This window comes from Streptomyces sp. NPDC001903 (assembly GCF_042891345.1).
Classification (GTDB): Bacteria; Actinomycetota; Actinomycetes; order Streptomycetales; family Streptomycetaceae; genus Streptomyces.
In genome coordinates, this window is record NZ_JBIASZ010000010.1 from 188,179 (window position 1) to 209,208 (window position 21,030).

Sequence of the window (21,030 nt, forward strand, 5' to 3'; positions counted from 1 at the left end):
TCCCCATTTTTCCCGTATGGGGCAATTTACCGCTCGTTGCGAGCAGGTAGCGTTCGCGCCGATGAAAGATTCGTTCGACGACCAACAGCCCGAGCCGCCCCTGACGCCGCCCGACGAGCGCGCCTCGCTGCGCGACGGCGTGCGCTTCGCCTTCGGCACGCTCACCGTGCTGCCCGCCCGCATCACCCGCTGGGACCGGCCCGCGGCCCGCACCGGCATGGCCTGCGCACCGCTCGCCGGGCTCGTCGTGGGCGTCCTCGCGGCCGTGCCGGGGGTGGTGCTGCTCGTCCTGGGCGGCGGACCCCTGCTCGCGGCCGCCGTCACCGTCGCCGTACCGGCAGGACTGACGCGGGCGCTGCACCTCGACGGACTCGCCGACACCGCCGACGGGCTGGGCAGCGCGAAGCCGGCCGCGGCGGCGCTGCGGATCATGAAGCAGTCCGACATCGGCCCCTTCGGGGTGGTGGCGCTGCTGCTGGTCCTGCTGGTCCAGGCCGGCGCGCTGGCCGACCTCTACGCCGAGAGCTGGGTCCACGGGGCGCTGGCCACGGTCATCGCGGCCGTCACCGCCCGGTTGGCCATGACGCTGGCCTCCCGCGACGGCGTACCGCCGGCCCGTCCCGAGGGGCTCGGGGCGGCCGTCGCCGGGGTGCTCCCCAAGCGCTCGGCCGCCGCTCTCGCCGCATTGGTGACCGTCCTGGCCGGGGTCGCCGCCCTGCCGGTGGGGCCGGGCGCCGCCGTCCAGTGCGCGGGCGCGGTCCTGATCGCCCTGGCGACGGCGGAGCTGCTGCTCCGCCGGTGCGTACGCCGCTTCGACGGGGTCACCGGCGACGTCTTCGGAGCCCTCGCCGAGATCGCGGCGACCACCGCCCTCGTCGTCCTGGCCCTGGGCTGACCGCACTCCCCGGGGAGGGGACCGCGTAGGGTGCGGGCGTGGAAGAGACGCCGACGACCATCAGGGTGCTGCTCGCCGACGACCAGGCCCTGCTCCGCAGCGCGTTCAAGGTGCTGGTCGACTCCGAGCCCGACATGGAGGTCGTCGCGGAGGCCTCCGACGGCGCCCAGGCCTGCGCGCTCGCCCGGCAGACCCGGCCGGACGTGGTCCTCATGGACATCCGGATGCCCGGCACGGACGGGCTCGCCGCCACCCGCATGATCAGCTCCGACCCCGAACTGGCCGCCGTCCGCGTCGTCATGCTGACGACCTTCGAGGTCGACGAGTACGTGGTCCAGTCCCTGCGGGCCGGGGCCTCCGGCTTCCTCGGCAAGGGCGCCGAGCCCGAGGAACTCCTCAACGCCATCCGCGTCGCCGCCGCCGGCGAGGCGCTGCTCTCCCCGGCCGCCACCAAAGGGCTCATCGCCACCTTCCTCGCCCAGGGCGGCGGCGCCGACCCCGGCGCCCCCGCCGCGCACGCCGAACGGCTCGCCGCCCTGACCGTCCGCGAGCGCGAGGTGCTCGTCCACGTCGCCGCGGGACTGTCCAACGACGAGATCGCCGGACGGCTCGAGGTCAGCCCGCTCACCGTCAAGACCCACGTGAACCGGGCCATGGCCAAGCTGGGCGCCCGCGACCGGGCCCAACTGGTGGTCATCGCCTACGAATCGGGACTGGTCCGCCCCCGCGCCGAGTAGCACCGCGGCCCGCGCGGAGTACGGCCGCGTACTGCGGACGCGGTATGCGGCGCATAAAGACGCGGCACCTGGGAGCGACGCAGTGCCGCCCCGGCATGCGGAAGGCTGAAGGCCCGCGGCCTTCAGGCCCAGCCCCGCGCACGCCACTGCAGAGAGATCCCGCCATGTCCTGGCTGTCCCGCTTCAGCCTGGCCCAAAGAGCGCTGATCGGCCTCGTGTCGATCACCGCACTGCTCTTCGGCGCCATAGCCATCCCGCAGCTCAAGCAGCAGCTGCTGCCGTCCATCGAACTGCCGATGGTGTCCGTGCTCGCGCCCTACCAGGGCGCCTCGCCCGACGTGGTGGAGAAGCAGGTCATCGAACCGATCGAGGCCACCCTCAAGGGCGTCGACGGCATCACCGGCATCACCTCCACCGCCAGCGAGGGCAACGCCCTCATCATGGCCAAGTTCGACTACGGCGACGAGGGCACCAAGCAGCTCGTCGCCGACGTCCAGCAGGCCGTGAACCGGGCCCGCGTACGGCTGCCGGCCGAGGTGGACCCGCAGGTCGTGGCCGGCTCCACCGACGACATCCCGACCGTCGTCCTCGCCGTCACCTCGGACAAGGACCAACAGGCCCTCGCCGACCAGCTCGGCCGCTCCGTCGTCCCCGTCCTGGAGGACATCGAGGGCGTCGGCCAGGTCAGCGTCGACGGGGTCCAGGACCTCCAGGTCGCCGTCACCCCCGACAACGCCAAGCTCGCGGCGGCCGGCCTCGACGGCGCCGCCCTCGCCCAGGCCCTCCAGGCGGGCGGCGCCACCGTCCCCGCCGGCTCCTTCGACGAGGCCGGCAAGAACCGGACCGTCCGCGTCGGCGGCGGCTACACCTCCCTCGCCCAGCTCCAGGACCTGCGCCTGAGCGCCGGCCCCGGCAAGCCGGCCGTACGCCTCGGCGACGTCGCCACCGTCACGCAGGAGCCCGCCAAGGCCGTCTCCCTGACCCGCACCAACGGCAAGCCCAGCCTCGCCCTCGTCCTCACCATGGACAAGGACGGCAGCGCGGTGGCGATCTCCGACGCCGTCCGGGACAAGCTGCCCGAGCTGCGCTCCGCACTCGGTTCCGGCGCCGAGCTGACCGTCGTCAGCGACCAGGGCCCGCCCGTCGCCAAGTCCATCTCCGGCCTCACCACCGAGGGCCTGCTCGGCCTGCTCTTCGCGGTGATCGTGATCCTGGTCTTCCTGGCCTCGCTGCGCTCCACGCTGGTCACCGCGGTCTCCATCCCGCTGTCCGTGGTCCTCGCGCTGATCGTGCTGTGGACCCGCGACCTGTCGCTCAACATGCTGACCCTCGGCGCCCTCACCATCGCCATCGGACGCGTCGTCGACGACTCGATCGTGGTCCTGGAGAACATCAAGCGCCACCTCGGCTACGGCGAGGAGCGCGAGGCCGCGATCATCGCCGCGGTCAAGGAGGTCGCCGGCGCGGTCACCTCCTCCACGCTCACCACCGTCGCCGTCTTCCTGCCGATCGGCTTCGTCGGCGGCATGGTCGGAGAGTTCTTCGGCCCGTTCTCCCTCACCGTCGCCGCGGCCCTGCTGGCCTCGCTGATCGTCTCCCTGACGGTCGTCCCGGTGCTCTCGTACTGGTTCCTGCGCGCCCCGAAGGGCATCGACCCGGCGAACGCCGAGAGCGTGGCGAAGGCGCGGCGCGAAGCCGAGGAGAAGGAGGCGAAGAGCCGCCTCCAGGGCTTCTACGTACGGATCCTGGGCCTGGTCACCCGCCGCCGGATCGCCACCCTGGCGGTCGCGGTCGTCGTCCTCGTCGCCACCTTCGGGATGGCACCCCTGCTGAAGACCAACTTCTTCGACCAGGGCGAGCAGAGCGTCCTGACGGTCAAGCAGCAGCTGCCCCCGGGCACCTCGCTGGCCGCCTCCGACGCCGCCAGCCGGCGGGTCGAGAAGGCCCTGACCGAGGTCGAGGGGGTCAAGGACTACCAGGTCACCGTCGGCTCCTCCGGCTTCCTGGCCGCCTTCGGCGGCGGCACGGGCTCCAACCAGGCCTCGTACCAGGTCACCCTGGAGGACTCCGGCGACTCCGAGGGCGTCAAGAAGCGCATCGAGGACGCGCTCGGCAAGCTCGACGGCATCGGCGACACCGGCATCTCCGCGGGCGGCGGCTTCGGCAGCCAGAACCTGAGCGTGGTCGTCAAGGCCGGCCAGGCGGACGTCCTCGCCAAGGCCGCCGAGCAGGTCCGGGCCGAGGTGGCCACGCTCGACGACGTCACCGACGTACAGAGCGACCTCTCCCAGTCCGTTCCCCGCATCTCGGTGACCGCCACCCCGAAGGCCGCCGAGGCGGGCCTGAACCAGGCCGCCCTCGGCGCGATCGTCGCCCAGGCCGTACGGGGCAACCCGGCGGGCAAGGCCGTACTGGACAACACCGAGCGGGACATCGTCATCAAGTCCGCGCAGCCGGCCACCACCCTGGCCGAGCTGCAGGCGCTCCCCGTCGGCCCCCTCAAGCTCGGCGACGTCGCCGAGGTCAAGGAGGTCCCCGGCCCGGTCTCGATGACCCGGATCGACGGCGCCCGCGCCGCCACGGTTACCGCGAAGCCGGTCGGCGACAACACCGGCGCGATCGGCGCCGAGCTGCAGACGAAGATCAAGGCGCTGGACCTGCCGGAGGGGGCCACGGCCACCATCGGCGGCGTCTCCTCGGACCAGGACGACGCCTTCGCCTCCCTGGGCCTGGCCATGCTCGCGGCCATCGCGATCGTGTTCATGCTGCTCGTGGCCACGTTCCGGTCGCTGATCCAGCCGCTCATCCTGCTGGTGTCGATCCCGTTCGCGGCGACCGGAGCGCTCGGCCTGCTGCTGGTGACCGGCACCCCGCTGGGCGTCCCGGCGATGATCGGCATGCTGATGCTCATCGGCATCGTCGTGACCAACGCGATCGTCCTGATCGACCTGGTCAACCAGTACCGGGCCCAGGGGCTCGGGGTGGTCGAAGCCGTCATCGAGGGCGGCCGGCACCGCCTGCGCCCGATCCTCATGACGGCCCTCGCGACGATCTTCGCGCTGCTCCCGATGGCGCTCGGCGTCACCGGCGAGGGCGGGTTCATCTCGCAGCCGCTCGCCGTGGTCGTGATCGGCGGCCTGGTCAGCTCGACCCTGCTGACGCTGCTCCTCGTACCGACCCTCTACACGATGATCGAGCTCCGCAAGGAGCGCCGCCGCGCGAAGCGCGAGGCCAGGCGCACGGCCCGGCTGACCGTGGTCCCGGCCCCGGACGAGTCCTCGGACGAGGAATCCCCGGTCAGGGTCTGACGCACGGTCCGGTGAACGGCGAAGGCCGCCCCTCCCCGAGCGGGGAGGGGCGGCCTTCGGGCGTCCGGGAGGCGAGGGCTACGGGAGGGCGAGCATGCGCTCCAGGGCGAGCTTCGCGAAGCTCTCCGTCTCCTTGTCGACCTGGATCTGGTTGACGAGGGTGCCCTCGGCCAGGGACTCCAGGGTCCACACCAGGTGGGGGAGGTCGATGCGGTTCATCGTCGAGCAGAAGCAGACCGTCTTGTCGAGGAAGACGACCTCCTTGTCCTCCGAGGCGAATCGGTTCGCCAGACGGCGGACGAGGTTCAGCTCGGTGCCGATGGCCCACTTGGAGCCGGCCGGGGCCGCCTCCAGCGCCTTGATGATGTACTCCGTCGAGCCGACGTAGTCCGCGGCCGCGACGACCTCGTGCTTGCACTCGGGGTGGACGAGGACGTTCACGCCGGGGATGCGGGCGCGCACGTCGTTGACCGAGTCGACCGAGAAGCGGCCGTGCACCGAGCAGTGGCCGCGCCACAGGATCATCTTGGCGTCGCGCAGCTGCTGGACGGTCAGGCCGCCGTTGGGCTTGTGCGGGTTGTAGAGCACGCAGTCGTCCAGGGACATGCCCATGTCGCGGACGGCGGTGTTGCGGCCCAGGTGCTGGTCCGGCAGGAACAGCACCTTCTCGCCCTGCTCGAAGGCCCACTCCAGGGCCTTCTTCGCGTTGGAGGAGGTGCAGATCGTGCCGCCGTGCTTGCCGGTGAACGCCTTGATGTCGGCGGAGGAGTTCATGTACGAGACGGGGACCGTCGCACCGGCTATGCCGGCCTCGGTGAGCACGTCCCAGCACTCGGCGACCTGCTCGGCGGTGGCCATGTCGGCCATCGAGCAGCCGGCGGCCAGGTCCGGCAGGACGACCTTCTGGTCGTCCGAGGTCAGGATGTCCGCGGACTCCGCCATGAAGTGGACGCCGCAGAAGACGATGTACTCGGCCTCCGGCTTGGCGGCCGCGTCCTTGGCCAGCTTGAAGGAGTCGCCGGTGACGTCGGCGAACTCGATCACCTCGTCACGCTGGTAGTGGTGGCCGAGGATGAAGACCTTGTCCCCGAGCTTCTCCTTGGCCGCGCGGGCGCGCGCGACCAGGTCCGGGTCCGACGGCGACGGCAGGTCGCCGGGGCACTCCACCCCGCGCTCGCTCTTGGGGTCGGCCTCACGGCCGAGCAGCAGCAGGGCAAGGGGCGTCGGCTGGACGTCCAAAGGCTGGGCGGTGGTCACGACACGCACCCTTTCTGTTCCGCGACAAGGGACTTCCGAAGCAGGGCTTCTGAAGCCGGATTCGACTTCTCGTCTATTTGACGTTATCTATGATAGCCGCTTCACGTCACTTTGACGATGCCGATAGTGTCGATGTGACGAATTCGCCCGGGATGACCGCACGCGGTCCGTCAGGTCCACCCCCGCGCGAGGGTGTGCGAGCATGGAAATCTGAAACATGCGTCGGGTCCGGAATGAATCCGCGGCCCCGCTCGTTGCCATCGACGGCAAGAGTCCGACGTTTCCCTGCCTTGGGTGGGGAGCCGCCCACTTCGGGAGTGAATGCAGATGTCCGTACAGGACGACAAGACCACTGTGAGCGACGGCATCCTCCTGTCCGACGCCGCCGCCGAGAAGGTCAGGACCCTGCTGGAGCAGGAAGGCCGCGATGACCTGGCGCTCCGCGTCGCCGTCCAGCCCGGTGGTTGCTCCGGCCTGCGCTACCAGCTCTTCTTCGACGAGCGTTCCCTCGACGGCGACGTCGTCAAGGACTTCGACGGCGTGAAGGTCGTCACGGACCGGATGAGCTCCCCGTACCTCCACGGTGCCTCGATCGACTTCGTCGACACCATCGAGAAGCAGGGCTTCACGATCGACAACCCCAACGCCACCGGCTCCTGCGCCTGCGGCGACTCCTTCAGCTAAGCCTGGAGCGAGTGCGGACACACGGGAGGCCCCCGGCACCATCGGTGCCGGGGGCCTCCCGTCGTGCGGGACGGGCTACTGCCGGGGGAGCGGCTTGCCCGAGGTCGCGTCGATCACCTTGCGCTCGCCCAGCGGCTGCTGGAGGGTCGCCGACACGCTCATGTCCTGGGCGAGCATGATGCAGGCCCGGCCCGGCTCGTTCGGGGTGTCCGTGATCCGCACCGTCACCGATCCGGCCTCCTCCCGCGCCTCCAGGGCGTAGGTGCTGCACACCCCGCCCCAGAAGTTCACGGTCAGCTTCCGGTCGGCCTCCTGGTACGAGACCCCCGGCACGGTCCGCCCGCCCTTCGGGGCCGACGGCACGGCCGTCGCGTCCTCACCGGCCGGCTGGGCCACCGTGCGGCCGGGCCCGCCGTTGCCGCCGGCCACCTCGAACAGCCAGGCCGGGACCAGGCCGCGCGTGCCGTCCACGGTCCCCGGCGCCAGCCCGAGCACCGCACCCTTCACGGTCTCGGTCCGCGGCGGCTTCATCGGCCGCGGCTCCGGGTTGCAGGGCGGCGTGTCCCCGGGGCCGACCGGGGTGTCCGGGGTCAGCGGGACCGAGGTCGCGCAGCCGCTGGGGCCGGGGTCCGTACCCCCGGATCCGGCCGAGGACCGGTTCAGCCGGGCCAGCGCCTCGACGGCCCCGACCACCTGCTGCTCCGCGGCGCGTACCGGCGCCTTCAGCTCACCGCTGCCCGCCACCACCCGGGAGTCCGCGCCCACGCTGACCTTCGTGGACCAGCCCTGGGTGGGCAGCCCGCCGATCACCGGGTCGGCCGTCACCACCCGTACGGAGCCCTGCGTGAGCCGGGCGTCCAGCTTGGCCCCGCTCTGGCCCAGCGCGGCGAGCACCGGGGCGGCGGCGGCCTTGGCGGCCTCCTCGCTCACCGGGGTGCCGCCGCTCTTGGCGTCCGTCCCGGCCGGCGCACCGTTCCCGGCCGCGCCGTCCGCCTGGGGGAGGGTGGCCGGGCCGCAGGTGTCCTTGCCGCGCTTGCAGTCGTCACCGGTGCCCCCCGTCCCCTGGAAGCGGGAGAAGTTCCAGGTCCCGGGGGCCTTGGAGTTCACCGTGAGCCGGGGTCCGGTGCCGTCGGCGCCCTCCCCGGCCTGCCAGGTCCCGCCGGTGAGCCGCGGTGCCCCCGGGAGGCCCAGGGCCGTCGCGAGCCGCGCCGCCTCCTCGGAGGTGACCTCGCCGGTCGCGGCGAAGGACGGCGCGGACGCCGGGGCCTCGGGGAGCTTCACGTCGGCCCGGTACGTCACCCCGCCGCCGTGCGGGTCCGGCTCGCCGGGGGCGATGCCCGGCCCGGAGGGGCTCGGCGCGACGCGGGGCGCCGAGGCCGCGCTGTCACCCGTACGGGAGCCCGGCCCGCCGTCGCCGGAGGCGGCGGACGCCCAGTACGCCGTACCGCCGCCCGCGAGCAGGACGGCGGCCGCGATCGAGCCGATGGCCCAGGCCGGCCGCCGCCGTGTGCCGCGTGATGTGTCGGGTTGTTCGGTGGTCACCGCTTGCTCCTTCGCCCTCGCCGCAGTGGCTGATGCGGCTGTGACGGAACAGACGGCGAACCGGTTCCCCGGTCCCTGACCGGCCGACCGGCCGGGCGCTACTCCCCGTACTCGGCCGTCGAGGCGATCAGGCGGGCCGAGGCCGGCGGAACGCTGATCCCGTGGATCTGCGAGGGCGCCACCCGGTCCGGCCGGGGGTCCGCCGGGACCGCCCAGTGCGGGGCCATCCTGGCGCAGTCACCCAGCAGCCGTGCGAAGCCGGGCCGCGTGTCGGCGGCGCCCTTCTCGGCGCCTTCCTTGGACATGCCCGCGTACCCGAAACCATCGGTGTAGGTCATGGGGGCACGGTAGGCACGGCTCGGCCGGCGAAGAAAGACCTACTACGGGGTAGTTTCGTGCGGTCGGCGACCGGGCAGCGACCGGGTAGTTTTGACTGTCCCCCTCGCCGTCCTCCGCAGGAGCGTCCACGCCGTGCGTATCGCAGTCACCGGCTCCATCGCCACCGACCACCTCATGACCTTCCCCGGCCGCTTCGCCGACCAGCTCGTCGCGGACCAGCTGCACACGGTCTCCCTCTCCTTCCTCGTCGACAACCTCGACGTGCGCCGGGGCGGCGTCGGCCCGAACATCTGCTTCGGCATGGGCCAGCTCGGCACCCGCCCGATCCTCGTCGGCGCGGCCGGGTACGACTTCGACGAGTACCGCGCGTGGCTGGACCGGCACGGCGTCGACACCGAGTCCGTGCGGATCTCCGAGGTGCTGCACACCGCGCGCTTCGTGTGCACCACGGACGCCGACCACAACCAGATCGGCTCCTTCTACACGGGCGCGATGAGCGAGGCCCGCCTGATCGAGCTGAAGGCCGTCGCCGACCGGGTGGGCGGGCTCGACCTCGTCCTCATCGGCGCCGACGACCCCGAGGCGATGCTGCGCCACACGGAGGAGTGCCGCACGCGCGGGATCCCGTTCGCGGCGGACTTCTCGCAGCAGATCGCGCGGATGGACGGCGAGAACATCCGCACGCTGATGGAGGGCGCGACGTACCTCTTCTCGAACGAGTACGAGAAGGGCCTGATCGAGTCGAAGTCCGGCTGGACGGACGCGGAGATCCTGGGCAAGGTCGGCACGCGCGTGACCACGCTGGGCTCGCGGGGCGTGCGGATCGAGCGGGTCGGCGAGGAGCCGATCGTGGTCGGCTGCCCGGACGAGACGGCGAAGGTGGACCCGACCGGCGTCGGCGACGCGTTCCGCGCCGGGTTCCTGACCGGCCTCGGCTGGGGCGTGGGGCTGGAGCGGGCGGCCCAGGTCGGCTGCATGCTGGCCACGCTCGTGATCGAGACGCTGGGCACCCAGGAGTACACCCTGGCCCGTGCCCACTTCATGGAGCGCTTCACGAAGGCGTACGGCGAGGACGCGGCCTCCGAGGTCCGCGCCCACCTCGCGGCGTAGCACCCGCTCCTCGGACGCCGGCGGCGCTGAACGTCAGACCCGCCGGCGGACCGTGTACGCGACCCCCGCCGGGCGCGGGGCCTCGCCCACGTACGTGTGGCCGCGCATCGTGCACCAGGCCGGGATGTCCAGGCGGGCCACCTCGTCGTCCGACAGGACGGTGACGGTGCCGCCGACCGGGACCGTGCCGATCGCGCGGGCCAGCTCGATCACCGGCTGGGGGCAGCGCAGCCCCAGGGCGTCGATCTCCAGCGCGTCCGACACCGGCGCCACGGCCGCCGGTTCGACCACGCCGAGCGTGGCGCGGACCCCCGCCACCACCCCCGGCAGGACCTCCAGGAAGCCGTTCACCTCCTGCGCCGTCGTCCCCGGCGGCAGGGAGACCCGTACGTTCCCCTCCGACAGCACGCCCATCGCCCGGAGCACGTGACTCGGGGTCAGCGTGGAGCTGGTGCAGGAGGAGCCGGAGGAGACGGACCAGCCCGCCCGGTCCAGCTCGTGCAGCAGCGTCTCGCCGTCGACGTACAGGCAGGAGAACGTGACCAGGTGCGGCAGCCGCCGCTCCGGGTCCCCGACCACCTCCACGTCCGGCACCAGCCGGGCCACGCGCCGCCGGATGCGGTCCACCAGGATCCGCAGCCGGGCCGCCTCCGCGTCGGCCTCGGCCCGTACGGCGCGCAGCGAGGCGGCCGCCGCCACCACGGCGGGGAGGTTCACGAAGCCGGGGGAGCGGCCCGACTCCCTTTCGTCCGCGGGGAATTGCGGCGAGAAGCGGACGCCCTTGCGGACCGCCAGCAGTCCGACCCCGGCCGGTCCGCCCCATTTGTGCGCGCTCGCGGTGAGCAGCGACCAGCCGCCCTCCACCGGACCCCAGCCCAGCGACTGCGCCGCGTCCACGAGCAGCGGGACCCCGGCCGCCGCGCACACCTCGGCCACCTCCGCGACCGGCTGGACCGTGCCCACCTCGTGGTTGGCCGACTGGAGGCAGGCCAGGGCCGTCGACGCCTCCAGCGCGCGGGCGTATCCGTCCGGGGACACCGCGCCCGCGCGGTCCACCGGGACGCGGGTCACCGTCCCCCCGGCGGCCTCGTGCGCGTCCGCCGCGTGGAGTACAGAACTGTGTTCGACCGCCGATACGACCAGATGACCGCCGACGCGCCGGCGCCCGGCGAGCGCTCCCGCGACCCCCGTGTGAACCGCGTGCGTCCCCGAAGGAGTGAACACGAGCTCGTCGGGGCGACAGCCCACGGCCTCCGCCGCCGCCTCGCGCGCCGCGTCCAGCAGCAGCCGGGCGCGCCGGCCCTCCCGGTAGAGCCGGGCGGGGTCCGCCCAGCCCTCGTCCAGGGAGGCCTGCAACGCCTGCCGGGCCACGGGGTGCAGGGGAGCGGCGGACGCGGTGTCGAAGTACGGCATCGGGCCACGCTAACCGGCCGCCGGCGGCGTTCGAGGTCAGGGGCCGTCAGATGGCCTCCGGAGGCCGCCATTCAGGGGGTGTTGGGCCGTCCCCCGTACGGCGGATCCATCCCTTCGGGGGCAGTAGCGGCGCGTTGGGCACCCTCCCCGCGCGACCCCAAATAGCGTCCAGTAGGGTTTGGTCCGCATAAACATCCAAACCCCTGCCTGCGTCAGGGCCGGCGACCGACCCGAATACGGCCGCGGCCGGCCGCGCGGGCCGAGACTCTCGGGAAGGCGCTACGTGAGTCCCTACGGCTCCGACCGCTCGCCGCGGCGCCCGATGCGGCGGAAGCTGCTGCAGGCGCTGACTGCGGGCGCGGTCCTGGCGACCGCCACTGGTTGCTCGTACAACTGGCAAGACTTCCCCCGGCTCGGAATGCCCTATCCGGTCACGGAGGAGGCGCCTCGCATCCTGTCCCTGTGGCAGGGGTCGTGGGCAGCTGCCCTCATCACGGGCATCCTGGTCTGGGGCCTGATCATCTGGAGCGTCATCTTCCACCGGCGCAGCCGGACGAAGGTGGAGGTCCCCCCGCAGACCCGGTACAACATGCCCATCGAGGCGCTGTACACCGTGGTCCCGCTCATCATCGTCTCGGTGCTCTTCTACTTCACCGCGCGCGACGAGTCGAAGCTGCTCGCCCTCACCCCGAAGCCCGCGCACACGATCAACGTGGTCGGCTTCCAGTGGAGCTGGGGCTTCAACTACGTCGAGAACGTCGACGGCGATGCGGCGACCCCGAAGGCGGGCGAGGTTCCCAAGGCGCTCGCCAACATCCCGGACCGCTTCACCAAGGAATTCCCCGCGGGCGCCGAAGGCGTCTACGAGAAGGGCACTCCTGCGGACGTGAACCTGGAGAAGGCGGCCGAGGGCGTCAAGTACCCCGGCCCCACGCTCTGGCTGCCCAAGGGTGAGAAGGTTCGTTTCATCCTGTCGTCGAACGACGTCATCCACTCCTTCTGGGTGGTCCCCTTCCTGTTCAAGCAGGACGTCATCCCGGGGCACACGAACGTCTTCGAGGTCACCCCGTCCCAAGAGGGCATCTTCATGGGCAAGTGCGCCGAGCTCTGCGGCGTCGACCACTCCCGGATGCTCTTCAACGTCAAGGTCGTCTCGCCCGAGGCCTACCGGGCGCACCTCAAGGAACTGGCCGAGAAGGGGCAGACCGGCTTCCTCCCGGCCGGCATCAAGCAGACTGACCCGGCCCGGAATGCGGAGACGAACAAACTGTGAGCATCCTCAACGAATCTCAGGGTGCCGCCGCCGACTCGTATGAAAACGAGCTGCCGGTGCGGCGCAAGCAGCCGGGCAATGTCGTCGTGAAGTGGCTGACCACTACCGACCACAAGACCATCGGCACGATGTACCTGGTCACGTCGTTCGTGTTCTTCATCATCGGCGGCGTGCTGGCGCTCCTCATGCGCGCCGAGCTGGCTCGTCCGGGCACGCAGATCATGTCGAACGAGCAGTTCAACCAGGCGTTCACCATGCATGGCACGATCATGCTGCTGATGTTCGCCACCCCGCTCTTCGCGGGCTTCGCGAACTGGATCATGCCGCTGCAGATCGGCGCGCCCGACGTGGCGTTCCCGCGGCTGAACATGTTCGCGTACTGGCTGTACCTCTTCGGCTCGACCATCGCGGTGGCCGGCTTCGTGACGCCGAACGGCGCCGCCGACTTCGGCTGGTTCGCCTACTCCCCGCTGTCGGACGCGGTCCGCTCGCCGGGCATCGGCGCCGACATGTGGATCATGGGTCTGGCCTTCTCCGGCTTCGGCACGATCCTCGGCTCGGTCAACTTCATCACCACGATCATCTGCATGCGCGCCCCCGGCATGACGATGTTCCGCATGCCGATCTTCACCTGGAACGTGCTGCTGACCGGTGTCCTGGTCCTGCTCGCCTTCCCGGTGCTGGCCGCCGCGCTCTTCGCGCTGGAGGCCGACCGCAAGTTCGGCGCCCATGTGTTCGACGCCTCCAACGGCGGCGCATTGCTCTGGCAACACCTCTTCTGGTTCTTCGGACACCCAGAGGTGTACATCATCGCGCTGCCGTTCTTCGGAATCGTCTCCGAGATCATCCCGGTCTTCTCGCGCAAGCCGATGTTCGGTTACATCGGCCTGATCGCCGCGACGATCGCGATCGCCGGCCTCTCCGTGACCGTGTGGGCCCACCACATGTACGTCACCGGCGGTGTGCTGCTGCCGTTCTTCTCCTTCATGACCTTCCTGATCGCGGTACCGACCGGTGTGAAGTTCTTCAACTGGATCGGCACCATGTGGAAGGGCTCGCTGTCCTTCGAGACCCCGATGCTCTGGACGATCGGCTTCCTGGTCACCTTCACCTTCGGTGGTCTGACCGGCGTCATCCTGGCCTCGCCCCCGATGGACTTCCACGTCTCCGACTCGTACTTCGTCGTCGCGCACTTCCACTACGTCGTCTTCGGCACCGTGGTGTTCGCGATGTTCGCCGGCTTCCACTTCTGGTGGCCGAAGTTCACGGGCAAGATGCTGGACGAGCGCCTCGGCAAGATCACCTTCTGGACGCTGTTCATCGGCTTCCACGGCACGTTCCTGGTGCAGCACTGGCTGGGCGCCGAGGGCATGCCGCGCCGTTACGCGGACTACCTCGCGGCCGACGGCTTCACCACCCTGAACACGATCTCGACGATCAGCTCGTTCCTGCTGGGCATGTCGATGCTGCCGTTCATGTACAACGTCTGGAAGACGGCGAAGTACGGCAAGAAGGTCGAGGTCGACGACCCGTGGGGCTACGGCCGTTCGCTCGAGTGGGCGACGTCCTGCCCGCCGCCGCGGCACAACTTCCTCACCCTGCCGCGGATCCGTTCCGAGTCGCCCGCGTTCGACCTGCACCACCCTGAGATCGCAGCCCTCGACCACCTCGAGGACCACAGCGTCGCCGCCAAGGCCGTCACCGGTGGCAAGGAGGCCGGCAAGTGAAGATCCAGGGCAAGATGTTCCTCTGGCTCTCCTTCTTCATCCTGATCATGGCCGTCGTGTACGGCGTGTGGTCGAAGGAGCCCGTCGGAACCACCGCGCTCTTCCTGGCCTTCGGCCTGAGCGTCATGATCGGCTACTACCTGGCCTTCACGGCCAAGCGCGTCGACGAGATGGCCCAGGACAACCTGGAGGCCGACGTCGCCGACGAGGCGGGCGAGCTGGGGTTCTTCTCCCCGCACAGCTGGCAGCCGCTCTCGCTGGCCATCGGTGGCGCGTTCGCGTTCATGGGCGTCGTCTTCGGCTGGTGGCTCATGTACTTCTCGGCCCCGATCATCCTGATCGGCCTGTGGGGCTGGGTGTACGAGTACTACCGCGGTGAGAACCAGAACCAGTAGGACCGCAGCACCGAGACAAGACCCGGGGCCCGGACACCTCCAATGGAGGAGTCCGGGCCCCTCGTTTGCAGTCACCCCGCGCGCAGCAATGGTCATACCTTCATAGCGTGGGCTCCATGAAGCACTCACCGCGTCTTTGGACGGTACTCGGCTGCTCCGTGCTGGTGGCCTCCCTCGGGGCCGGCGCCACCGCTTGCGGGCCCGGAGACAATCCGCTGTCCGCCCGCCCGTACGACGCGGGCGACCAGGTCGTCTTCAACCAGCCGCCGGGCGGCAGGCCCGTCGACCCCGAGAAGCCCCTGGAGATCACCGCCAAGGGCACCGGCGGCAGCCGGATCACCGACGTGTCCGCCGTGGACGGCCAGGGGCGGCGCCTCGCGGGCGAGCTGAGCGCCAAGGGCGACCGCTGGCACAGCACGGCCCCGATGGCGGCCGGCGTCCATTACACGGTCCTGGTGAACACCGAGGACGAGCGCGGCGCTCCGGGGCAGCGCAGGCTGACGTTCGAGACCACTCCGGCCGAGAAGGTCCTCAAGGTCGAATTCGGGCCGGACGAGGGCAAGTACGGCGTCGGACAGCCCCTCACGGCCGTGCTGAACGAGCCCGTCACGGACAAGGCCGCCCGGGCGATCGTGGAGCGGGGCCTGGTCGTCAGCCTGCCGCCGGGCGTCGAGGGCGCCTGGCACTGGGTGGACGACAAGAACCTGCACTTCCGCCCGAAGGATTACTGGCCCGCGCACTCCACCGTCTCCGTACGGAGCAATCTGGAGGGCATCAAGATCACGGACGAGCTCCACGGGGCCGCCACCACGCCGTTGACGCTGGAGATCGGGGACCGCGTCGAGGTCACCACGGACGCCTCCGCGCACTACCTGACGTTCGAGCGCAACGGAGAAGTGATCAACACCATTCCGGTGACCACCGGAAAGCCCGGCTTCTCCACCCGCAACGGGGTCAAGGTGGTGCTCGGCAAGCAGTACTTCGTCCAGATGCGCGGCGACACCGTCGGCATCGGCGGCAGCGAGTACTACAACCTGCCCGTCTACTACGCGACCCGCGTCACCTGGAGTGGTGAATACGTGCACGCCGCACCGTGGTCCGTCGACTCGCAGGGCTCCGAGAACGTCAGCCACGGCTGCACCGGCATGAGCACGGGCAATGCCGCCTGGTTCTACGAGAACATCACCGAGGGCGACATCGTCCGGGTGATCAACAGCATCGGCGACGACATGGAGCCCTTCGGCAACGGCTTCGGCGACTGGAACCTGGACTGGAAGGAGTGGCGCGACGGCAGCGCCCTCCTCAAGGGCACCCAGGAAGGCCGCAGTCCGATCGACCAGGCCCGGCTGCGCCCGCAGGTCTGAGTCCGGCTGACCCGCGCTCCGGACGCGGGCCGGGCGGGCCCGCCCGGCCCGGCACCGGCGCACCGAAGTCCGTTCGTACGGATGACGGCGCGCCGGCGGCGGCCGCGCGTCAGGCGGCCGACGACAGCCGGGAACGCACGAGGCCCGCCAGGGCGTCCGCGAACTCCACCGGGTCGACCGGAAGGGTCACCGCCGCGTCCGCGCGGCTCCAGGTGGCCAGCCAGGCGTCCTGCGGACGCCCCATCAGCAGCAGTACCGGCGGGCACCGGAAGATCTCGTCCTTGATCTGCCGGCACACGCCCATGCCGCCGGCCGGGACCGCCTCCCCGTCCAGCACGCAGACGTCGATCCCGCCCGCGTCCAGCTCGCTCAGGACGGCCGGGAGCGTGGCGCATTCCACGAACTCGACCGGCGGCAGGTCGGCGGCCGGCCTGCGCCCGGCCGCCAGCCGCACCTGCTCGCGGGTGCTCGCGTCGTCGCTGTAGACCAGAACCCGTGCAGTCGACCGCATTTCGTTCCTCCACGGTGCCGTGAATCACGTTGATGTTGCGCGGGATGCTACTCCGTCCGACCCGGTGTCAACATCGGTTCGGACAGCCTCGCCGATGAAGGTCCCGGGGCCGATCTGATGGGCCGTTCGGGCCTTGCACACGCCCCTGACACTCCGAACGGCACCCCCCGGGGTGAGGGCGGGATAAGCGACCGACATAATGTCGGTCGTGGCGACAGCAACGACAGTAGATACCGGGCACGCGCACCCGACGGTCAACCGGCCGAACCTCGTCAGCGTCGGAACCATCATCTGGTTGAGTTCCGAGCTGATGTTCTTCGCGGCCCTCTTCGCGATGTACTTCACCCTGCGATCCGTGACAGGTGCCGAGTACTGGTCAGAGCAGGCTTCGGCCTTGAATCTGCCCTTCTCGGCGACGAACACGACGATCCTGGTGCTTTCCTCCCTCACCTGCCAGCTCGGCGTTTTCGCCGCCGAGCGCGGTGACGTGAAGAAGCTCCGGTCGTGGTTCATGATCACATTCGTCATGGGTGCGATCTTCATTGGCGGCCAGGTGTTCGAGTACACCGAGCTGGTCAAGCACGAGGGCATGTCTCTCAAGTCAGGTCCGTACGGCTCGGTGTTCTACCTGACCACCGGCTTCCACGGTCTGCACGTGACGGGCGGTCTCATCGCCTTCCTGCTGGTCCTCGGCCGGACGTACGCGGCCAAGAGGTTCACCCACGAACAGGCCACGTCGGCCATCGTCGTGTCCTACTACTGGCACTTCGTCGATGTCGTCTGGATCGGCCTCTTCGCGACGATCTACCTGATCAAGTAGCGAACACGTCACCGGGCAAGACCCGGCACTCCATCCAGAAACACCGACGCAGAAGATCCTGACACCGGGGTAATCCGTGAAAAAGCTCTCCGCACGACGACGCCATCCGCTGGCGGCGGTCGTCGTTCTACTCCTCGCGCTGGCGGCCACTGGGGGGCTGTACGCCGCCTTCGCCCCCGCGGGCAAGGCGCAGGCCGATGAAACCGCCCAGTCCCTCGCCATCGAGGAGGGCAAGAAGCTCTACGCCGTGGGCTGCGCAAGCTGCCACGGAACCGGCGGTCAGGGTTCCACTGACGGCCCCAGCCTGGTCGGCGTCGGCTCCGCGGCCGTCGACTTCCAGGTGAGCACGGGCCGCATGCCCGCCCAGCAGCCCGGCGTGCAGGTGCCGAAGAAGCCGGTCATCTACGACCAGGCGCAGATCGACCAGCTCGCCGCCTACATCGGCTCCCTCGGTGCCGGCCCCATCGTGCCGACCGAGAAGCAGTACGACCCGGCGGGCGCCAACATCGCCAGGGGTGGTGAGCTCTTCCGCAACAACTGCGCGCAGTGCCACAACTTCACCGGCGAAGGCGGCGCGCTGACGAACGGCAAGTACGCCCCGAACCTCGAGGGCGTCTCGCCGAAGCACATCTACGAGGCCATGCTCACCGGCCCGCAGAACATGCCCTCCTTCCCGGACAGCACCATGCCGACGAAGGAGAAGAAGGACATCATCGCGTACCTCCAGCACGTGAACGGCGATGAGTCGACCAGCCCCGGTGGTCTCAAGCTCGGTGGCCTCGGCCCCGTCTCCGAGGGTCTGTTCGGCTGGATCTTCGGTCTGGGTGCGCTGATCGCTGTCGCCGTCTGGGTCGCGGCCCACACCGCTAAGGCCAAGAAGTCATGAGTAGCCAAGACATTCCCGAAGAGAAGCACCTGCCGAGCGAGCAGGGCGACGCGCACCACGGTGGCGTAGCAATCGCGGACGACCCGTTCGCAGACCCGGGCCTGCCGGTCCACAAGCCCCGTATCCAGGACATCGACGAGCGGGCCGCGAAGCGCTCCGAGCGCACCGTGGCGATGCTGTTCACGCTGTCGATGCTGGCCACGATCGGCTTCATCGCCTCGTACGTGACCCTCCCGGTCGACAAGATCGTCTACATCTTCCCGATCGGGAAGGTGAGCGCGCTGAACTTCGCGCTCGGTCTGACCCTGGGCACGGCCCTCTTCTGCATCGGCGCGGGCGCGGTCCACTGGGCCCGCACCCTGATGTCCGACGTCGAGGTCGCCGACGAGCGCCACGAGATCGCGGCGCCGCCGGAGCTCAAGGCGAAGGTCATGCAGGACTTCGCGGACGGCGCGCAGGAGTCGGGCATCGCCCGCCGCCCGCTGATCCGCAACACCATGCTGGGCGCGCTGTCGATGCTGCCGCTGTCCGCTCTCATGATCATGCGCGACCTGGGCCCGCTGCCCGAGGAGAAGCTGCGCAAGACCGTGTGGGCCAAGGGCAAGCTGCTCATCAACGACAACACGAACGAGCCGCTGCGTCCCGAGGACGTGCTGGTCGGTTCGCTGACCTTCGCCAGGCCCGAGGGCCTGGAGGAGGCGCAGCACGACTTCCAGACGCAGATCGCCAAGGCCGCCCTGATGATCGTCCGCATCAAGCCGGAGGACATCAAGGACAAGCAGGAACTCGAGTGGTCCCACGAGGGCATCGTGGCCTACTCGAAGATCTGCACCCACGTCGGCTGCCCGATCAGCCTGTACGAGCAGCAGACCCACCACGTGCTCTGCCCGTGCCACCAGTCCACCTTCGACCTCTCCGACGGCGCCCGAGTCATCTTCGGTCCGGCCGGCCACGCGCTTCCGCAGCTGCGGATCGGCGTGAACGGTGAAGGCTTCCTCGAAGCGCTCGGCGACTTCGAAGAGCCCGTCGGTCCTGCATTCTGGGAGCGCGGATGAGCACTGCCACTGACACGAAGCGCTCGGCGCCCTCCAAGGGCGAGCGGGTAGCGGACTGGGCCGACGGACGCCTGGGCATCTACAGCCTGGCCAAGTCCAACATGCGCAAGATCTTCCCGGACCACTGGTCCTTCATGCTGGGTGAGATCTGCCTCTACAGCTTCATCATCATCATCCTCACGGGTGTGTACCTGACGCTGTTCTTCCACCCGAGCATGAACGAGGTCGTGTACCACGGCTCGTACGTGCCGATGCAGGGCGTCCAGATGTCCGAGGCTTTCGCCTCGACGCTGGACATCAGCTTCGACGTCCGCGGTGGTCTGCTGATCCGCCAGATCCACCACTGGGCGGCGCTGATCTTCGTCGCGGCGATGCTCGTGCACATGATGCGCGTGTTCTTCACCGGCGCGTTCCGCAAGCCGCGCGAGGTCAACTGGATCTTCGGCTTCCTGCTGCTGGTCCTCGGCATGTTCACCGGTTTCACCGGTTACTCCCTGCCGGACGACCTGCTCTCGGGCACCGGTGTCCGCTTCATGGAGGGCGCGATCCTGTCCGTGCCGATCGTCGGCACGTACCTGTCGTTCTTCCTCTTCGGCGGCGAGTTCCCCGGCGGCGACTTCGTCGCGCGGTTCTACTCGATCCACATCCTGCTGCTGCCCGGCATCATGATGGGCCTGCTGGTGGCCCACCTGATCCTGGTCTTCTACCACAAGCACACCCAGTTCGCGGGTCCCGGCAAGACGAACAACAACGTCGTCGGCATGCCGCTGCTGCCGGTCTACATGGCCAAGGCCGGAGGCTTCTTCTTCCTGGTCTTCGGTGTCATCGCGGCCATCGCGGCGATCGCCTCGATCAACCCGATCTGGGCGCTCGGCCCGTACCGGCCGGACCACGTGTCCACCGGCGCGCAGCCCGACTGGTACATGGGCTTCTCCGAGGGCCTCATCCGTGCGATGCCCGGCTGGGAGATCAACCTCTGGGGCCACACGCTCGTCCTGGGCGTGTTCATCCCGCTGGTGATCTTCCCGCTGGTCCTGGCCACGATCGCGGTGTACCCGTTCATCGAGTCCTGGGTCACCGGGGACAAGCGCGAGCACCACATCCTGGACCGCCCGCGCAACGTCCCGACCCGTACGGCCTTCGGTGTGGCCTGGCTGACGTGGTACGTCATCCTGCTGATCGCCGGTGGAAACGACATGTTCGCGCAGTACTTCCACCTGTCGATCAACAACATCACGTGGTTCGCCCGCATCGGCTTCTTCGTCGGCCCGGTCATCGCCTTCGTCATCACCAAGCGGATCTGCCTCGGCCTCCAGCGCCGGGACCGGGACAAGGTGCTGCACGGTCGCGAGACCGGCATCATCAAGCGCCTGCCGCACGGTGAGTTCGTCGAGGTCCACGAGCCGCTGACGCAGGGCAAGCTGCACACGCTGACCGCGCACGAGCAGTACAAGCCGGTCGAGATCGGCCCGACGGTCGACGAGAACGGCGTCGAGCGCAAGGTCGGCCGCATGGAGAAGCTCCGCGCGAAGCTCAGCAAGGGCTACTACGCGGAGGACAGCCAGATTCCGAAGCCCACGGTGGAGGAGTACAAGGAGATCCAGAGCGGCCACGGCCACCACTGATCCCGCTTGAGGGACTGATTCAGGTCAGTCCTGGTGTCGCCACGGCAAGAGCCCCGTCCAGTGTCCGGACGGGGCTCTTTGCCGTCCCC

General features: G+C 69.8%; 18 protein-coding genes. 13 read left to right on the forward strand and 5 right to left on the reverse strand.

Going from position 1 to position 21,030, the window contains the following annotated elements:
- Nucleotides 1–61: 61 nt before the first annotated feature.
- From ACFYZS_RS23000 to ACFYZS_RS23010, 3 genes are all read left to right on the forward strand, one after another.
- A complete protein-coding gene (locus ACFYZS_RS23000; RefSeq protein WP_389015587.1) occupies nucleotides 62–895 on the forward strand; it encodes an adenosylcobinamide-GDP ribazoletransferase in 834 nt (277 codons plus the stop codon).
- A gap of 38 nt (nucleotides 896–933) precedes the next feature.
- The gene (locus ACFYZS_RS23005; RefSeq protein ID WP_389015590.1) at nucleotides 934–1,632 is read left to right on the forward strand and encodes a response regulator; all 699 of its coding nucleotides are present in this window, start codon (nucleotides 934–936) and stop codon (nucleotides 1,630–1,632) included.
- Nucleotides 1,633–1,796: 164 nt separating this feature from the next.
- The gene (locus ACFYZS_RS23010) at nucleotides 1,797–4,940 is read left to right on the forward strand and encodes an efflux RND transporter permease subunit (RefSeq protein WP_389015592.1); all 3,144 of its coding nucleotides are present in this window, start codon (nucleotides 1,797–1,799) and stop codon (nucleotides 4,938–4,940) included.
- 78 nt (nucleotides 4,941–5,018) lie between these two features.
- Here the strand turns inward: ACFYZS_RS23010 and nadA are convergent, their stop codons facing one another.
- Nucleotides 5,019–6,206, reverse strand: coding sequence for a quinolinate synthase NadA (gene nadA / locus ACFYZS_RS23015; protein WP_389015595.1), 1,188 nt, complete (start codon nucleotides 6,204–6,206; stop codon nucleotides 5,019–5,021).
- Between the two features lie 318 nt (nucleotides 6,207–6,524).
- On the opposite strand from nadA, the gene erpA reads away from it, so the two are divergent.
- Entirely contained in the window at nucleotides 6,525–6,881 is a 357-nt protein-coding gene (gene erpA / locus ACFYZS_RS23020) for an iron-sulfur cluster insertion protein ErpA (protein WP_030010511.1), read from the forward strand.
- A 75-nt stretch (nucleotides 6,882–6,956) separates the two neighbouring features.
- Here the strand turns inward: erpA and ACFYZS_RS23025 are convergent, their stop codons facing one another.
- Nucleotides 6,957–8,423 carry a hypothetical protein gene (locus ACFYZS_RS23025; RefSeq protein WP_389015598.1) on the reverse strand — a complete coding sequence of 489 codons (1,467 nt, stop codon included), beginning with the start codon at nucleotides 8,421–8,423 and terminating at the stop codon, nucleotides 6,957–6,959.
- A 98-nt stretch (nucleotides 8,424–8,521) separates the two neighbouring features.
- Nucleotides 8,522–8,728, reverse strand: a complete 207-nt coding sequence (locus ACFYZS_RS23030) for a hypothetical protein (RefSeq protein WP_389015863.1) — start codon at nucleotides 8,726–8,728, stop codon at nucleotides 8,522–8,524.
- A gap of 166 nt (nucleotides 8,729–8,894) precedes the next feature.
- On the opposite strand from ACFYZS_RS23030, the gene ACFYZS_RS23035 reads away from it, so the two are divergent.
- The gene (locus tag ACFYZS_RS23035; RefSeq protein ID WP_389015601.1) at nucleotides 8,895–9,872 is read left to right on the forward strand and encodes a carbohydrate kinase family protein; all 978 of its coding nucleotides are present in this window, start codon (nucleotides 8,895–8,897) and stop codon (nucleotides 9,870–9,872) included.
- A 33-nt stretch (nucleotides 9,873–9,905) separates the two neighbouring features.
- Here ACFYZS_RS23035 and ACFYZS_RS23040 read toward each other — a convergent pair whose 3' ends face one another.
- On the reverse strand, nucleotides 9,906–11,285 hold the full coding sequence (locus ACFYZS_RS23040; protein ID WP_389015604.1) for a cysteine desulfurase/sulfurtransferase TusA family protein: 1,380 nt from the start codon (nucleotides 11,283–11,285) through the stop codon (nucleotides 9,906–9,908).
- A gap of 283 nt (nucleotides 11,286–11,568) precedes the next feature.
- Here ACFYZS_RS23040 and coxB point away from each other — a divergent pair, with 283 nt between their 5' ends.
- The 4 genes from coxB (at nucleotide 11,569) to ACFYZS_RS23060 (ending at nucleotide 16,044) form a co-directional block, all read left to right on the forward strand.
- A complete protein-coding gene (gene coxB, locus ACFYZS_RS23045) occupies nucleotides 11,569–12,558 on the forward strand; it encodes a cytochrome c oxidase subunit II (RefSeq protein WP_389015607.1) in 990 nt (329 codons plus the stop codon).
- Nucleotides 12,555–14,285 carry a cytochrome c oxidase subunit I gene (gene ctaD / locus ACFYZS_RS23050; RefSeq protein WP_389015611.1) on the forward strand — a complete coding sequence of 577 codons (1,731 nt, stop codon included), beginning with the start codon at nucleotides 12,555–12,557 and terminating at the stop codon, nucleotides 14,283–14,285. Before coxB ends, ctaD begins: the two co-directional genes overlap by 4 nt.
- Nucleotides 14,282–14,680, forward strand: a complete 399-nt coding sequence (locus ACFYZS_RS23055) for a cytochrome c oxidase subunit 4 (protein ID WP_383343959.1) — start codon at nucleotides 14,282–14,284, stop codon at nucleotides 14,678–14,680. The genes ctaD and ACFYZS_RS23055 overlap by 4 nt, the downstream gene beginning before the upstream one ends.
- A gap of 116 nt (nucleotides 14,681–14,796) precedes the next feature.
- Complete coding sequence (locus ACFYZS_RS23060; protein ID WP_389015614.1) at nucleotides 14,797–16,044, forward strand: Ig-like domain-containing protein; 1,248 nt, start codon at nucleotides 14,797–14,799, stop codon at nucleotides 16,042–16,044.
- Nucleotides 16,045–16,153: 109 nt separating this feature from the next.
- On the opposite strand, the gene ACFYZS_RS23065 is transcribed toward ACFYZS_RS23060, so the two are convergent.
- Nucleotides 16,154–16,555, reverse strand: coding sequence for a hypothetical protein (locus ACFYZS_RS23065; protein ID WP_030863504.1), 402 nt, complete (start codon nucleotides 16,553–16,555; stop codon nucleotides 16,154–16,156).
- A 199-nt stretch (nucleotides 16,556–16,754) separates the two neighbouring features.
- Between ACFYZS_RS23065 and ACFYZS_RS23070 the strand changes: the two genes are divergently transcribed.
- The 4 genes from ACFYZS_RS23070 (at nucleotide 16,755) to ACFYZS_RS23085 (ending at nucleotide 20,941) form a co-directional block, all read left to right on the forward strand.
- Complete coding sequence (locus ACFYZS_RS23070; protein WP_030863506.1) at nucleotides 16,755–17,375, forward strand: heme-copper oxidase subunit III; 621 nt, start codon at nucleotides 16,755–16,757, stop codon at nucleotides 17,373–17,375.
- Nucleotides 17,376–17,451: 76 nt separating this feature from the next.
- Entirely contained in the window at nucleotides 17,452–18,261 is an 810-nt protein-coding gene (locus ACFYZS_RS23075; RefSeq protein ID WP_389015618.1) for a c-type cytochrome, read from the forward strand.
- Nucleotides 18,258–19,316, forward strand: a complete 1,059-nt coding sequence (locus ACFYZS_RS23080) for a Rieske 2Fe-2S domain-containing protein (RefSeq protein WP_389015621.1) — start codon at nucleotides 18,258–18,260, stop codon at nucleotides 19,314–19,316. Before ACFYZS_RS23075 ends, ACFYZS_RS23080 begins: the two co-directional genes overlap by 4 nt.
- Entirely contained in the window at nucleotides 19,313–20,941 is a 1,629-nt protein-coding gene (locus tag ACFYZS_RS23085) for a cytochrome bc complex cytochrome b subunit (RefSeq protein WP_389015624.1), read from the forward strand. The genes ACFYZS_RS23080 and ACFYZS_RS23085 overlap by 4 nt, the downstream gene beginning before the upstream one ends.
- The last annotated feature ends 89 nt before the right edge of the window (nucleotides 20,942–21,030 follow it).

What these genes read in the sequence shown, in the direction of transcription:
- ACFYZS_RS23000 (WP_389015587.1), top strand. Translation starts at nt 62, where the DNA reads ATGAAAGATTCGTTCGACGACCAACAGCCCGAGCCGCCCCTGACGCCG.
- ACFYZS_RS23010 (WP_389015592.1), top strand. Translation starts at nt 1,797, where the DNA reads ATGTCCTGGCTGTCCCGCTTCAGCCTGGCCCAAAGAGCGCTGATCGGC.
- erpA (WP_030010511.1), top strand. Translation starts at nt 6,525, where the DNA reads ATGTCCGTACAGGACGACAAGACCACTGTGAGCGACGGCATCCTCCTG.
- ACFYZS_RS23030 (WP_389015863.1), bottom strand. Translation starts at nt 8,728, where the DNA reads ATGTCCAAGGAAGGCGCCGAGAAGGGCGCCGCCGACACGCGGCCCGGC.
- ACFYZS_RS23040 (WP_389015604.1), bottom strand. Translation starts at nt 11,285, where the DNA reads ATGCCGTACTTCGACACCGCGTCCGCCGCTCCCCTGCACCCCGTGGCC.
- ACFYZS_RS23060 (WP_389015614.1), top strand. Translation starts at nt 14,797, where the DNA reads ATGAAGCACTCACCGCGTCTTTGGACGGTACTCGGCTGCTCCGTGCTG.
- ACFYZS_RS23065 (WP_030863504.1), bottom strand. Translation starts at nt 16,555, where the DNA reads ATGCGGTCGACTGCACGGGTTCTGGTCTACAGCGACGACGCGAGCACC.
- ACFYZS_RS23070 (WP_030863506.1), top strand. Translation starts at nt 16,755, where the DNA reads ATGTCGGTCGTGGCGACAGCAACGACAGTAGATACCGGGCACGCGCAC.
- ACFYZS_RS23080 (WP_389015621.1), top strand. Translation starts at nt 18,258, where the DNA reads ATGAGTAGCCAAGACATTCCCGAAGAGAAGCACCTGCCGAGCGAGCAG.
- ACFYZS_RS23085 (WP_389015624.1), top strand. Translation starts at nt 19,313, where the DNA reads ATGAGCACTGCCACTGACACGAAGCGCTCGGCGCCCTCCAAGGGCGAG.